This is a genomic window from Streptomyces sp. NPDC005648 (genome assembly GCF_040605395.1).
Classification (GTDB): domain Bacteria; phylum Actinomycetota; class Actinomycetes; order Streptomycetales; family Streptomycetaceae; genus Streptomyces.
On record NZ_JBEXCS010000069.1, the window covers coordinates 1 to 14,649 of the forward strand.

General features: G+C 70.9%; 9 protein-coding genes and 1 pseudogene. 9 read left to right on the forward strand and 1 reads right to left on the reverse strand.

Annotated elements, in window-relative coordinates:
* The 8 genes and pseudogenes from ABZT17_RS31600 to ABZT17_RS31635 form a co-directional block, all read left to right on the forward strand.
* Positions 1–95, forward strand: a pseudogene (locus ABZT17_RS31600) (PaaI family thioesterase); the annotation flags it as partial.
* Positions 96–312: 217 nt separating this feature from the next.
* Positions 313–2,067: a DUF4192 family protein gene (locus ABZT17_RS31605; protein WP_356353816.1), complete on the forward strand. Its 1,755-nt coding sequence runs from the start codon at positions 313–315 to the stop codon at positions 2,065–2,067.
* An 879-nt stretch (positions 2,068–2,946) separates the two neighbouring features.
* Positions 2,947–4,866 (forward strand): glycogen debranching N-terminal domain-containing protein, encoded by a 1,920-nt coding sequence (locus ABZT17_RS31610; RefSeq protein ID WP_356353818.1) that lies wholly within the window; start codon positions 2,947–2,949, stop codon positions 4,864–4,866.
* Between the two features lie 130 nt (positions 4,867–4,996).
* Positions 4,997–5,755 carry an NUDIX hydrolase gene (locus ABZT17_RS31615; RefSeq protein WP_356353820.1) on the forward strand — a complete coding sequence of 253 codons (759 nt, stop codon included), beginning with the start codon at positions 4,997–4,999 and terminating at the stop codon, positions 5,753–5,755.
* 92 nt (positions 5,756–5,847) lie between these two features.
* Positions 5,848–7,719: an ATP-binding cassette domain-containing protein gene (locus ABZT17_RS31620; RefSeq protein WP_356353821.1), complete on the forward strand. Its 1,872-nt coding sequence runs from the start codon at positions 5,848–5,850 to the stop codon at positions 7,717–7,719.
* 161 nt (positions 7,720–7,880) lie between these two features.
* Positions 7,881–8,768, forward strand: coding sequence for a FadR/GntR family transcriptional regulator (locus ABZT17_RS31625; protein ID WP_356353823.1), 888 nt, complete (start codon positions 7,881–7,883; stop codon positions 8,766–8,768).
* Between the two features lie 428 nt (positions 8,769–9,196).
* Positions 9,197–10,732 (forward strand): RNA polymerase sigma factor, encoded by a 1,536-nt coding sequence (locus ABZT17_RS31630; RefSeq protein WP_356353825.1) that lies wholly within the window; start codon positions 9,197–9,199, stop codon positions 10,730–10,732.
* A gap of 132 nt (positions 10,733–10,864) precedes the next feature.
* Complete coding sequence (locus tag ABZT17_RS31635) at positions 10,865–11,719, forward strand: serine protease (RefSeq protein ID WP_356353827.1); 855 nt, start codon at positions 10,865–10,867, stop codon at positions 11,717–11,719.
* 114 nt (positions 11,720–11,833) lie between these two features.
* On the opposite strand, the gene ABZT17_RS31640 is transcribed toward ABZT17_RS31635, so the two are convergent.
* Complete coding sequence (locus tag ABZT17_RS31640) at positions 11,834–12,064, reverse strand: hypothetical protein (RefSeq protein ID WP_053749190.1); 231 nt, start codon at positions 12,062–12,064, stop codon at positions 11,834–11,836.
* A gap of 440 nt (positions 12,065–12,504) precedes the next feature.
* Between ABZT17_RS31640 and ABZT17_RS31645 the strand changes: the two genes are divergently transcribed.
* Positions 12,505–14,628 carry a DNA topoisomerase IV subunit B gene (locus ABZT17_RS31645; protein WP_356353829.1) on the forward strand — a complete coding sequence of 708 codons (2,124 nt, stop codon included), beginning with the start codon at positions 12,505–12,507 and terminating at the stop codon, positions 14,626–14,628.
* Positions 14,629–14,649 lie beyond the last annotated feature (21 nt).

The following is a 14,649-nucleotide window of genomic DNA, read 5'->3' on the forward strand; positions in this document are numbered from 1 at the left end:
CGGTGCCGCTCGGCACCACGCTGCATCTCTCGGCCGAGGTGACCGCGGTGGCGGGCCGCAAGATCTACTCCAGGGCCGTCGGGAGCCTCGACGGCGTTCCGATTCCATCTGCCTCTGTCCGACCGCCGCACACCTTTCCGAGGCGCCTCCAGCGAAATCGAGCCGGTATGACTGCAGCGGGACGACGCGAGTCATTCAAGTCCCCTTGCTGATAGGTGAGTTGGGGTACCGAGCGATGAGGCTTGACGTGTCCCTGGTCCGACTTATCCACAGGGCAAAGCGGACCCGCGGGATCCGCGAGATCGTCTGCGCATGACGAATCACGGCGAAACCACTGGATCCTCCGAAAACGGCCCGGCTGTCGGGCGCGACGGTCACACCCCTCGCGACAGTGACACCTCTCACGACAGTCAGGCTCCTCGTGACGTTCACGTACCGCGCGATTGGCACACCCCGCGCAACGGACACGACCACGGCCGACCCCTCGGACCGGAGACGCACACCGGCCCGACCGCCTACGACAGGCACGGCGCGGAGCACCAGGTCACGCTGCGCACCCCGGCCGAACTGGCCGACGCACTGCCCTATCTGCTCGGATACCGCCCCGAGGACAGCATCGTCCTGGTCGCCCTGCACGACAGGGACGGCCGGGGCCGCTTCGGCGGCCGGGCCCGGCTCGGTATTCCCGTCGGCGAGGACGACTGGGGCTGCGTCGCACGGCAGCTGGCGCAGGGCCTGGTGACGGGAAGCGAACGCAGGGGAGCGCGACCCGAACAGATGGTCGCCTACCTCTGCCAGGAACCGGCGCCGGGCGAGTCGGGCCGGCAGGTCATGGAGCGGCTGCGGCCACTGGCCCAGAAGCTCCGTGTCGAGTGCGGTCGGCTCGATGTCCCGGTGATCGAGGCCCTCTGCATCTCGGACGGCCGCTTCTGGTCGTACTGCTGCAGCAACGAGATCTGCTGTCCGCCCGAAGGCCTGCGGATGGGTTTGCCCGGTACGTCGGTACTGGCCGCCGCGGCCACTTACGCCGGCCTGCAGGTGCGGGGCACGCTCCGTGAGCTGCGGGCCAGGCTGCAGCCCTGGGAGACGGCGGCCGCCCTGGACCAGGAGATCGCCCTGGACGCGGCGAGCGCGGCCCTCGTGCCCAGGATCCTCGACGACGCCAGCCGCGCGGGCGTCGCCGAGGAGACGCTCGAACTGGCGCGGAGCGTCATCCATCGCCTGGCGGAAGCACCGCCGATGTCCGGCGCGCTCCTCGCGGATCTGCGCGACGACGAACTGCTCGCCCACGACGAGGCCGCCACGCTGATCCTGGGTCTGCAGGACCGCGCCACGCGCGACCGCGCGGCGGAATGGATGGAGGGCGACGAGGCCGCCCCGGCACTGCGCCTCTGGCGGGCGCTCGCCCGTCGCTGCGTCGGCCCCTACGGCGAACACGCGGCGGCGCCACTGACCCTGGCCGGCTGGGTCGCCTGGTCCAGCGGGGACGACCTGGAGGCCCGGGAAGCGCTCGCCATGGCCCTCGGCGCAGACCCCGGCTATCTCTTCGCCCGTCTGCTGCACCAGGCGTGCAACGAGAGCTTGGACCCGGAGTCGATCCGCCGCTGCCTGCGCGCGGAACGCCGTGACCGTGACGGGGCGCCGGCCCGGCAGTACGAGGGCAAGGGGGAAGCCGCGGTCGAGGACAGCGACCTGACTTCGGGACCGAACCAGGTTCCGCGGGCACCGATGGAATCTCGCCGGGTAGCGAAGGAACCCAGTCCAGCACTTGAACCCACCTCGGCAGGGATGGAATCCACCCAGGCACCCGAGGACGCCCCGCGCGTCCGTCGCCGTTCCCGCTCCGGCGGTACGGCCGTCAGCCGCTCGGCGAAGGCTGCGGTCCGAGGAAGTGGGGCGAGCGTCCCTCGGCCCCGGACGCCGGCGACACGAGGAGGAGGTCGTCCCGGCATCACTCAGACGGGTGGCACGCGCCCTGGTGCGCCCGGCCAGGGGCCGGATCGTCGTCGTGACAACTGCCCCGGGGGCGTGCAGCCGGGAGGCGGTCGTGGCGAGGGGGAGACGTGAGCGATTGCTCCCGGCACATGGGGATCTGGGACCGACGCCGCCATTCGGCCGTGTCGGTCGTCCCAGGGCGTGACCCGGAGGAGCCCCGCTCCGTTCACCTGAGTGGCGGAACGGCTGAAGAGCCGGTGCTGCCGCACAGTCCACGCCTGTCCGGATTCTCCCACCCGGCGCCGTACACGCCCGAGGTGAACAGAGCGCAGAAGAAGCCACCGCATGCATCAGCCGACGCCACCCGCTGCCATCGACGACCGCACCGGGGCCGGGCGATCCCAGCCGCGTCCTTGGACGGCCACCGACCTGTCCGCACCGAATCCTTCCCCGGGCCCATCAATGGGCCGATCACAGAACCCAGCACCGGACGGTTCGCAGGAGCCATCGCAGAGCCGCTCACCGGTCAGTTCACTGAGCGGGTCTCCGGGCGGTTCACGGAACCCACCGCACAGTCGCCCACCGGTCAGTTCACCGAGCGGGTCTCCGGGCGGGTCTCCGGGCGGTTCACGGAACCCACCGCACAGCCGCCCACCGGTCGGTTCACTGAGCGGGTCGTCAGGCAGCTCACAGAACCCATCACAGAGCCGCTCCCCGGACAGTCCGCAGAACAGGTCACCGGACAGATCACCCAGCAGCGCACCGATCCGATCGCCGGGCGGCCCGACCTCGCCACTTCCCGGAGCCGCCCCTACGCCCCGACCCGCCCCTGCACGCCGAGCCGGCCCCACCCTCACGCCCCGACCCGCCGCCATTCCCCCGTCCTCACCCATGCCCCGAGCCGCTCCCTCACCGCCCTCACTCTCCCCCCTACCCCCGCCCTCATCCCCATCCTCGTCCCCACCCCCGCCTCCTCGCCGCCCCACCGGATTGCCCTCCACCCACACCGCCATGATCTGCGTGGCCCTGCCGGGCCTCGCCATCTCCACGGACCAGGGGCAGCTGACCGGGCGGGGGCTGGAGGGGTTCTACCGCGCGGGTCGACGCCTCCTCGCCCGCTGCCAGGTCCGTGTGGCCGGACGCGAACCGCTCGCCGTCCAGGCCAGGATGACCGCGGCCGATCAGGCCCGCTTCGTGGGCACACTGCGCGTCTCCTCGAACTCCGGCCCGGACCCGGACGTGATGGTCGAACGTGTCCGGCATGCGGACGGCACCGAGCGGATCACCCTCCGCAGCGCGGCCTTGCGCCCGTTGCGCATCCCGGTCGAGGTCGCCCTCGGGACGGACCTGGCGGAACTGGGCGCCATCGCGTCCGGCATGGGCGGACCCGAACTGCCCGCCACCGTCCACGACTCGGGCCTGCGTTGGTCCTGCGCCACCGCGACCTCCTCGGTGACGGCGGATCCGCCGCCCGCCGACGCACTGGCCTCGGCCGGCCTGTTGCGCTGGGAACTGGAGCTGCCTCCCGGCGGCAGCAGGAGTGTGGAGCTGCGGGTCCGGCCGGACGGAGCAGGCCCTTTTCGGGCAGCGGGCCGTTCGGCTGCGAGCCCTCTCGCCGACGTATCCGCGTCCGGCGACGATCCCAGGGTCCAGCCGCTCCTGAGGACGAGCGTCGACGACCTTCGGGCTCTCCTGTTGCGCGACCCCGCACATCCGTCCGACACCTATCTCGCCGCCGGAGCGCCCTGGCGCTGCGGACCGGCCCCCGCGGAGGCTCTGGCCGCGGCCCGGATGACGCTGGCCCTCGGCACCCGGCTGGCCGTCGGCACTCTGCGCGCCCTCGCCCGCACCCAACTCCCGGGCACGGGAGCGCAGGCCGGCATGATCCCGGGGCCCCGACGGGACGCGGGCACCCACTTGCCGCCGGGTTGCACGGGCACGGAGGCCACGCTCCTCTTTCCCGTGCTGCTGGCCGAGGCCCGCCGCTGGGGGCTTCCCGAGCAGGAGACGGAGGAACTGCTGCCCGCCGCCGAACGCTGTCTGACCTGGCTGCGGACGGCCGTGGCTGAGTGCACCTACCTCTGCGATCCCCGCCCCGGGGGCCCCGTCCGCTGCGAGACGCAGGCCCATGCCCACCGCGCGGCACTTCTCGGTGCCGATCTGCTCGATGCCCACGGCCGGCCCGGTGGGGCCGAGTTGCGGGAGTGGGCTCAGGTGTTGCGGAGGGCGTTTCGTGAGGAGTTCTGGATCGACGATCTGGGTGGCGGGCGACCGGCGGCCGCCCGCACCCCCGACGGAGGCCGAGTACCGCACCTGGGCGCCGCCGCCGTCCATCTCCTCGACACCGGCCTGCTGGGCGGGGGCCGACCGGCCGTCGGCCTGCTCGACAAGGTGCAGACCGAACAACTGGCGCGACTGCTCGGCGCCCCGGCCATGGACTCGGGCTGGGGGCTGCGCTCACTGGCGGTGAAGGAGGCAGGACACAACCCGTTCGGTCACCGGAGCGGCGCGGTACGGGTCCATGAGACGGCCGTGGCCGTCGCGGGCCTGGCCGGAGCAGGCTACGAAAAGGCGGCGAACTCCCTGCTGCGCGGAGTGCTCGCGGCGTCCGAAGCCTTCGGCCACCGGCTCCCCGAGATGTACGCGGGGGAGCGGCGGACCGAGGGGAGCGCTCCCCTCCCGCACCCGGCCGCATGCCGTCCGGCGGCCACCGCGGCGGCGGCCGGTGTGCTCCTGCTGACCACGCTCGCGGGAATCCGCCCCGACGCTCCGGCCGGCACGGTCACGCTGCGACCGGTGCACAGTGCGCCCCTCGGAGAGATCGTCCTGACCGGACTCCGGGTCGCCGGCGCACCCTTTTCCGTACGGGTGAGCCGGCTCGGGCTCGCCATGGTCGAGGAGGCGGCCGACGGGCTGCAACTGGGAGTGTGACCTCGGACGACGCGCTACCGTGCCACCACGGGGAGCAGAGGGCGGGCCCATACCGGACCGAAGTGGATCAGCGGCCGAAGCGCTCGGCGAAGGGAGTGTTTATCGTCAGGCAGACGACTATGATCGCCGCATGCCCTACGACCCGTCAGCCTTTCCGCCCTTCGCCGTCACCGTGGACCTGGTCGTGCTGACCGTGCGCCGCCATGCCCTGTGCGCGCTGGCGGTACGCAGGGGTGAACCGCCCTTTCAAGGACGCTGGGCGCTACCGGGCGGATTCGTACGGGCCGACGAGGACCTGGCGCAGGCGGCGGCACGGGAACTGGCGGAGGAGACCGGGCTGCGCGCCCATGATCCGTCCGTCCCCGCCCAGGACAACGGCGCCCACCTCGAACAGCTCGCGACCTACGGCGACCCCAAGCGCGACCCGCGGATGCGGGTGGTCAGCGTGGCCCATCTCGCCCTCGCGCCCGACCTGCCCGCACCCCGAGCGGGCGGTGACGCCAGCAACGCACGGTGGGCCCCCGTCGACGAGCTGCTGCAGCAGGGCGGCTACGGCCGTGACGGCGAGCCCGAGGCACCCCTCGCCTTCGACCACGCCCAGATCCTGTCCGACGGCGTGGAGCGTGCCCGCTCCAAGATCGAGTACTCGTCGCTGGCCACGGCGTTCTGCCCCACCGAGTTCACCGTCGGCGAGCTGCGCCGGGTCTACGAAGCGGTGTGGGGTGTGGCGCTCGACCCGCGCAACTTCCACCGCAAGGTGACCGGCACCCCGGGGTTCCTCGTGCCCACAGGCGGCACCACCACCCGCCAGGGCGGCCGCCCGGCCCAGCTGTTCCGGGCCGGCGGTGCCACACTGCTCAACCCCCCGATGCTGCGCCCCGAAGTGTGACGGCGGAGCCCGCGCGGCGCGCTCCTGCCGCGCTGCTTCCACGGACCGGGCGATGCCCGAAAAACCGGAAATAGCACGCTATCTTGCTGTAGGTGATCCAGGCCTTCGGACTGACCAGCAACCCCCGCAAGGACCTTCCGCCCGCCGTCGACGACGTCTCCTTCGAAGCGCGCGCGGGCCGCGTCACCGCGCTCCTCGGCACACCGGGAGCAGGCAAGACGACCGCGCTCAGACTCATGCTCCAGCTCCAACAAGGCCGTGGCATCGCCTACTTCAGGGGCCGCCCCCTGCACCGCATCGCCCACCCCTCGCGTGAGGTCGGCGTACTCCTGGGCGACGTACCGGGCCATCCGGCCCGCACCGTCCGCGGTCACCTGCACATGCTGTGCGCCGCCGCGGGCGTCCCGGTCCGTCGCGCCGACGAAGTCCTCGAAGTCGTCGGCCTCGTCAGCCTGCGCGACGAGCGCCTCAGCACTCTCTCCCGCGGCATGGACCGCCGCCTCGGCCTGGCCTGTGCCCTCCTGCCCGACCCGCACACGCTCGTCCTCGACGAACCGGCCGAAGGCCTCTCCACCCGGGAGACCCACTGGCTGCACAGCACCCTGCGTGCCCACGCCACCCAGGGCGGCACCGTCCTGCTCACCACCGCCGATCCCAAGGAGGCCGCCCGCAGCGCCGATCGGGTCGTCACCCTGGACCGGGGCAGACTCGTAGCCGACCAGGACGCCGCCGAATTCGCCCGCACCCGGCTCCGCCCCCGAGTGGCCGTCCGCAGCCCGCACGCCGCACGACTCGCCGCCCTCCTGACCAAGGAGGCCCGCACCGCACGCCGCTCGGTCGAGGTCGTCCGCGAGAGCGGCAACCGCCTTTCCGTGTACGGCAGTACCTGCGCCGACGTCGGCGAGGCCGCGTTCCGGCACGGCATCCTCGTACACCAACTCGCTGACGAGACCGGGGACATGGGGCCGGGAGCGGAACCGGCTCCCGTCGGCCCCTCTGAAGTGCCCGACGCGCCGCAGGCGATCGAGACGCGACTCACCGTGGCCCAGAACCCCGAGCCCGGTACGGAACCGCGCCCCGGGGCGCCCGGTGACGTATCGCTTCAGGCTGCCGTCGGACCACCCTCCGAGGCGCCTGCGGGCGCACCTTTCGACGCCCTCTCCCCACTCCCACCCCCCATCTCCGTCCGCCCCGCCCCCAGCCCCCTTCGCCCCCTGCGCTACGAGATCCGCCGTGCCGCCGGGATCGGTACCGGCTTCCTCACCGCGGCCGCCGTGCTGCTGGTGTCCGCCGTGACCGCCGTGCTGCTGGCGCGGATCGGGCACACTCCGCAGTCACGGCTGCTGGCCGCCTGGCCGCGAGAGCTGCCCCTGCCGCCCGCGGCGCTGGGCGCGGGGCTGCTGGGGGCGCTGGCCTTCGGTGACGAGTTCCGCCACCCCGCGCTGGCGGCGGACCGCGGCACCGTGCCCCGCCGGCTGGGGCTGCTCGCCGCGAAACTCGTGGTCGCCGCGGCCACCGCGCTGATGCTGGCCTTCCTCGCCGTGGGCTGCGACGCCGAAGTGCTCTATCTCCTCTACGGACGGGAGCTCTCACAAGTTCCCGCCGACTGGCTCTCGCTGGGCGCGAGTTGGATCGGGCTCGTCGTCGGATGTGCCTGGGCCGGGGTGCTGGCCGCCGGTGTCTTCAGGTCCACCACGGCGGGACTCGCGGCCGTGCTGGCCGTTCCGGTCGTCGTCGTGCCCCTCGTACAGAAGGCCTTGACGGGATCGTCCGTGCGGACCGCGGCCGGATTGCCGCTTCGGCTGCGCGAGACGCTCCTGCTGCGGCTGCCCTTCGGGGGAGAGCGCTATCTGTCCGGGGTGGCGCGGGTGATCGTCCAACCCGTGGGCGGGGCACTGGCGTTGTCGCTGACCGCTCTGCTCTGCGCGTATCTGCTCACGACCTTGCGCGGCAGGGTCAGATGACGACCGTCTCTGACCTTTCGTCACGGCCTGCGCACAACTCCCCGGGGAAAGCCCATTTCTTTCCGATAAGGCGTCAATTGCGACGGGGTGAGCGATCACCCTTTCGTGTGCTTTTCACCAAAGACCTCAAGGCAGTTGAGGACGACGCCGACAAAGGATCCGTGAGTACCCTTGCGCACACCATGATGACCGCCGCCCGCTCCGCAGACTCCGGTCTCGCCGGCCCGGGCGAACTCGACCGCTACCCCTACGCCGAGGCCGCCGTCCCCGGTCGCGTGGGAGTCCCCGCCTGGGAGAGCGCGGACCCGGAGCTGGGCCGCGTCGGCCGGCGCGCCGCGGGCAGCCGCGGACGCGGGCTGCACGGCCAACTCGTCCAGCAGCTGGGCCAGATGATCGTCTCCGGGGACCTGGGCGCCGACCGTCCGCTGGTGCCCGAGGAGATCGGCCAGCGTTTCGAGGTCTCCCGCACCGTGGTCCGCGAGTCGCTCCGCGTCCTGGAGGCCAAGGGCCTGGTCAGCGCCCGCCCGAACGTGGGCACGCGCGTGCGTCCCGTGAGCGACTGGAACCTCCTCGACCCGGACATCATCGAGTGGCGGGCCTTCGGCCCCCAGCGGGACGACCAGCGCCGCGAGCTGAGCGAGCTGCGCTGGACCATCGAGCCGCTGGCCGCCCGTCTCGCCGCCGGGCACGGGCGCGAGGACGTGCAGCAGCGGCTCGCCGACATGGTCGAGATCATGGGTCACGCCATGGGGCAGGGCGACGCGCTCACCTTCTCCCGCGCCGACGCCGAGTTCCACTCCCTGCTCATCCAGGTCGCGGGCAACCGCATGCTGGAGCACCTCTCCGGGATCGTGTCGGCCGCCCTCCACGTCTCCGGCGGCCCGGTGACGGGCTGTGACCGGCCGAACGAGGTGTCGCTCGCGCACCACGGCAGGATCGTCGACGCGCTCGCCGCGGGGGACGGTTCGGCGGCCGAGGCGGCCATGCGCCAACTGCTCACCGTCCACCCCGAGGTGGAGCGCGTGGTGCCCGCGCCACGCGAGCACTGAGCCGGGACCGCGGGCGGCGCGGCCGGGACCGCCTCCCCCTCCTGGGGCACCCCCCGGTCGGCGAACCGTCTGCCGTCGGACCCCGCAGGATCCCGGCGATCCTGCGGGGTCCGACGGTGCGACGGGCCGTGTGTTTCCTGGGATGAGCCCGGGTAGGAGAGATGGGTGGCCGTCTCTGACCCTGTCTGACCGTTTTTGAATGCTTACGGGGTGTGACTCGGGCCACGCAGATTGGGCGTAACGCTCGTGGGAACAGCGCGATGACCTAAGAGGTGACAGCCGAGGAGGGAATACGGACGCCGTTGATGGCGCTGTGCATCTTCCCGGCCCCCGCCCGCGCCGTCGGCCCAATCCCCAAGCCGGCGGTCGGCTCCTGTCCGTCCCGGACGGGGCCGGAAGCCGTTTTCCAACGTTCCGAGAGGTTGTTCGTGTCGGCCAGCACATCCCGTACGCTCCCGCCGGAGATCGCCGAGTCCGTCTCTGTCATGGCTCTCATCGAGCGGGGAAAGGCCGAGGGGCAGATCGCCGGCGACGATGTGCGTCGGGCCTTCGAAGCTGACCAGATTCCGGCCACTCAGTGGAAGAACGTACTGCGCAGCCTCAACCAGATCCTCGAGGAAGAGGGTGTGACGCTGATGGTCAGTGCCGCGGAGCCCAAGCGCACCCGAAAGAGCGTCGCAGCGAAGAGTCCGGCCAAGCGCACCGCCACCAAGACGGTCGCGGCGAAGACGGTGACCACCAAGAAGGCCACCGCCACCGCCCCCGCTGCGGCTCCCGCCCCTGAGGCGCCGGTCGAGGACGACGCCACCGGGGTCGCCGCCAAGAAGGCCGTCGCCAAGAAGGCGGCGCCGGCCGCGAAGAAGACCGTCGCCAAGAAGGCGACGGCGGCCAAGAAGACCAGCGCCAAGAAGGACGACGCCGAGATCCTCGAGGAAGAGGTCCTCGAAGACGCCCCCAAGGCCGGCGAGGAGCCCGAGGGCACCGAGAGCGCCGGGTTCGTACTCTCCGACGAGGACGAGGACGACGCGCCCGCGCAGCAGGTCGCCGCGGCCGGCGCCACCGCCGACCCGGTCAAGGACTATCTCAAGCAGATCGGCAAGGTCCCCCTGCTCAACGCCGAGCAGGAGGTCGAGCTCGCCAAGCGCATCGAGGCGGGCCTGTTCGCCGAGGACAAGCTGTCCAACGCCGACAAGCTGGCCCCCAAGCTCAAGCGCGAGCTGGAGATCATCGCCGAGGACGGCCGCCGCGCCAAGAACCACCTTCTGGAGGCCAACCTCCGTCTGGTGGTCTCCCTGGCCAAGCGCTACACCGGCCGCGGCATGCTCTTCCTGGACCTCATCCAGGAGGGCAACCTCGGTCTGATCCGTGCCGTCGAGAAGTTCGACTACACCAAGGGCTACAAGTTCTCCACGTACGCCACCTGGTGGATCCGTCAGGCGATCACCCGCGCCATGGCCGACCAGGCCCGCACCATCCGTATCCCGGTGCACATGGTCGAGGTCATCAACAAGCTCGCCCGCGTGCAGCGCCAGATGCTCCAGGACCTGGGCCGCGAGCCCACCCCGGAGGAGCTGGCCAAGGAGCTCGACATGACCCCGGAGAAGGTCATCGAGGTCCAGAAGTACGGCCGCGAGCCCATCTCCCTGCACACCCCGCTGGGCGAGGACGGCGACAGCGAGTTCGGCGACCTCATCGAGGACTCCGAGGCGGTCGTCCCGGCCGACGCGGTCAGCTTCACGCTCCTGCAGGAGCAGCTGCACTCCGTTCTCGACACCCTGTCCGAGCGCGAGGCGGGCGTCGTCTCGATGCGCTTCGGTCTCACCGACGGTCAGCCGAAGACCCTCGACGAGATCGGCAAGGTCTACGGCGTCACGCGCGAGCGCATCCGCCAGATCGAGTCCAAGACCATGTCGAAGCTGCGCCACCCGTCGCGTTCTCAGGTACTGCGCGACTACCTCGACTAGGCCGCGGTCCTACGACCTTCAAGGCCCGGTTCCCCCTGGGGAGCCGGGCCTTGTCGTTGCCGCGCGGGTGCGGGGTGCCGTGTGCTGAATCACTCTGGGTTTCCAAAGATCATCCGAGAGTGAGGAACCCGAATGCGCCGTCCCGTTTCCCGGGCGCTGGCCCGGCCGCTTGTCCTGGCGGCCGTGGCGACCGTCATACCGCTGCTGTCCGCCGTACCCGCGCCCGCCGACGTCGTCGTGGGCGGTTTCCCGGTCGACATCTCCCAGAGCCCGTGGACGGTCGCGCTGTCCAGCCGTGACCGGTTCGGAGGTACGCGCGCGGGACAGTTCTGCGGAGGTGTGGTGGTGGGCCGTACGACCGTGCTCACCGCGGCGCACTGCATGGGTGAGACGGTTCTGGGCGGTCCGCCCGACCGGGTGCGCGACCTCAAGGTCATCGCGGGCCGTACGGACCTGCTCACGCCCGAGGGCCGGGAGATCCGGGTCCGCCGAGTCCGGGTGAACCCCGGCTACGACAGCTACAGCAACGCGGGGGACTTCGCCGTGCTCACTCTCGCCGAGCCGCTGCCCCAGAGTTCCGTCATCACGATGGCGGCCGCGGGTGATCCCGCCTACGAGCCGGGCATGAGCGCCACGGTCTACGGATGGGGTGATGTCACGGGTGGCGGCGACTACGCGCACAGCCTGCGCGCCGCCCGTGTGCACGTACTGCCCGACGCCCAGTGCGCGAGGGCGTATCCGGGGAGCGCGGACGGCACCTACGCGGCCGACAGCATGCTGTGCGCGGGGGAGGCGGAAGGCGGCCGGGACGCCTGTCAGGGGGACAGCGGCGGGCCCCTCGTCGCCCAGGGGAAGCTGATCGGGCTCGTGTCCTGGGGGAGCGGCTGCGGTCGGGCGGGCGATCCCGGCGTCTACGCGCGCGTGTCGAAGGTGCTACGGCTGTCGGGTGCCGACGGCGCCGTGAGAGGCGCCCGGCAGGGGCGCTGACGGAGCCGCGGACGAGGTCTCCGTACGAGCGCGGGCGGCGCGGTCCCTGAAGCAGGGGCCGCGCCGCCCGTACACCGGCCTGTGCCGGAGCTGGCTCGTCGTTGACGCGAAGTGTCAGCGCTCTTCTTCGGATGCGGACGCGGGAGCGGCCGTCAGCCGCTCCGTCTCGTCCTGTATCTCAGCGGCGATCTTCTTGAGTTCCGGCTCGAACTTGCGGCCGTGGTGGGCGCAGAAGAGCAGTTCTCCGCCGCTGAGCAGGACAACGCGAACGTAGGCCTGCGCGCCGCAACGGTCGCAGCGATCGGCGGCCGTCAGCGGGCTCGCGGGGGTCAGAACAGTAGTCACGTCGCCTCTTCTCTAGCTCGACGAGCTGTCGTACCAGGGTCAACATCCAACCAGCCCCAAAACGTTCCCGCCCGGGGCTTTCCCTCGAAAAAATCTTTCGAGGCCGGCTGTCTGTTGCCGGTTGGCGGCGAATGTGCCGTATTGCGTGTCTTTGTGTCTTACGGGTTCGCTCTGGCTGTCAATGTCCGTCCTCCCGGCTGGCTTGCCGGTTGTTCATGAGGACGTGCCCGGAGCCTAAATGGTTCATGCCTCGAAGGGAACGTGATATGTACTTCACTCCAACGAGGGATCGAACGCGTATGCGACTCTGGACTAGTCTGAGTTCAGACGAGGGTGGCGTTACAACGGCTCTACCAGGCCTCGGTACCCTCTCTACGGCAACCGAAGCCGCGCCCTTACCCAGAAGGGCCTCACCTGAAATTCAGCGAGGAGCGAACCGCGTGACCGCCGAGACGTCCGTGCCGTCCACAGCGCTGCTGGCAGGAGCAGACCGGGACGGTTCCAACTACACCGCGCGGCACCTGCTCGTCCTCGAAGGGCTTGAGGCCGTGCGCAAGCGCCCGGGCATGTACATCGGGTCGACCGACAGCCGCGGTCTGATGCACTGCCTGTGGGAGATCATCGACAACTCCGTCGACGAGGCTCTCGGGAACTACTGCGACCACATCGAGGTGATCCTCCACGACGACGGTTCCGTGGAGGTCCGGGACAACGGCCGGGGCATCCCGGTCGACGTCGAGCCCAAGACGGGCCTGTCCGGCGTCGAGGTCGTCATGACCAAGCTGCACGCCGGCGGCAAGTTCGGAGGCGGCTCCTACGCCGCCTCCGGCGGTCTGCACGGCGTCGGCGCCTCCGTGGTGAACGCCCTGTCGGCCCGCCTGGACGTCGAGGTCGACCGCGGTGGCCATACCCACGCCATCAGCTTCCGCCGCGGTGTGCCGGGCGCCTTCGCCGGGAACGGCGCGGACGCCAAGTTCGACGCCAGCAGCGGGCTGCGCAAGACCAAGAAGATCCCCAGGACCCGCAGCGGCACGCGCGTGCGCTACTGGGCCGACCGCCAGATCTTCCTCAAGGACGCGAAGCTCTCGCTGGAGAACCTGCACCAGCGCGCCCGCCAGACCGCCTTCCTGGTGCCCGGCCTGACCATCGTCGTCCGTGACGAGTTCGGTCTCGGCGAGGGCGGCAGCAAGGGGGAGGAGTCCTTCCGCTTCGACGGCGGCATCAGCGAGTTCTGCGAGTACCTGGCCGCCGACAAGCCGGTCAACGACGTCCTCCGCTTCTCCGGCCAGGGCACCTTCAAGGAGACGGTGCCGGTCCTGGACGAGCACGGTCAGATGACCCCCACCCAGGTCACCCGTGAGCTCGACGTCGACGTCGCGATGCGATGGGGCACGGGCTACGACACGACCCTGAAGTCCTTCGTGAACATCATCGCCACCCCCAAGGGCGGCACCCATGTCGCGGGCTTCGAGACCGCGGTCACCAGCACGCTCAACGAGGTGCTGCGCGCCAAGAAGCTGCTGCGCGTCGCCGAGGACGACATCGTCAAGGACGATGCCCTGGAGGGCCTGACCGCCGTCGTCACCGTCCGGTTGTCCGAGCCCCAGTTCGAGGGCCAGACCAAGGAGGTCCTCGGCACCTCGGCCGCCCGCCGGATCGTGAACACCGTGATCTCCAGGGAGCTCAAGGCGTTTTTGACCTCCACCAAGCGGGACGCCGCGGCCCAGGCCCGCGTGGTCATGGAGAAGGCGGTCGCCGCCGCCCGTACGCGTATCGCGGCCCGCCAGCACAAGGACGCACAGCGCCGGAAGACGGCGCTGGAATCCTCGTCGCTGCCCGCGAAGCTCGCCGACTGCCGCAGCGACGACGTCGACCGCAGCGAGCTCTTCATCGTCGAGGGCGACTCCGCGCTCGGCACCGCCAAGCTCGCCCGGAACTCCGAGTTCCAGGCGCTGCTGCCCATCCGCGGCAAGATCCTCAACGTCCAGAAGTCGTCCGTGACCGACATGCTGAAGAACGCCGAGTGCGGCGCGATCATCCAGGTCATAGGAGCCGGCTCGGGCCGGACCTTCGACATCGACGCGGCCCGCTACGGCAAGATCATCATGATGACCGACGCCGACGTCGACGGTTCCCACATCCGGACCCTGCTGCTGACGCTCTTCCACCGCTACATGCGGCCCATGGTCGAGGCGGGCCGGGTCTTCGCCGCGGTGCCGCCGCTGCACCGGATCGAGATCGTCCAGCCGAAGAAGGGCCAGGACAAGTACGTCTACACGTACTCCGACCGAGAACTGCGGGACAAGCTCCTCGAGCTCCAGAGCCAGGGCGTCCGGTACAAGGACTCCATCCAGCGCTACAAGGGCCTCGGCGAGATGGACGCCGACCAGCTGGCCGAGACGACCATGGACCCGCGCCACCGCACCCTGCGCCGGATCAACCTCTCCGACCTGGACTCCGCCGAGACGGTCTTCGATCTGCTGATGGGCAACGACGTGGCTCCCCGCAAGGAGTTCATCTCCAGCTCGGCGGCGACGCTGGACCGCTCCCGCATCGACGCGTAGGCGCCACGCCGGGCGCGGGCC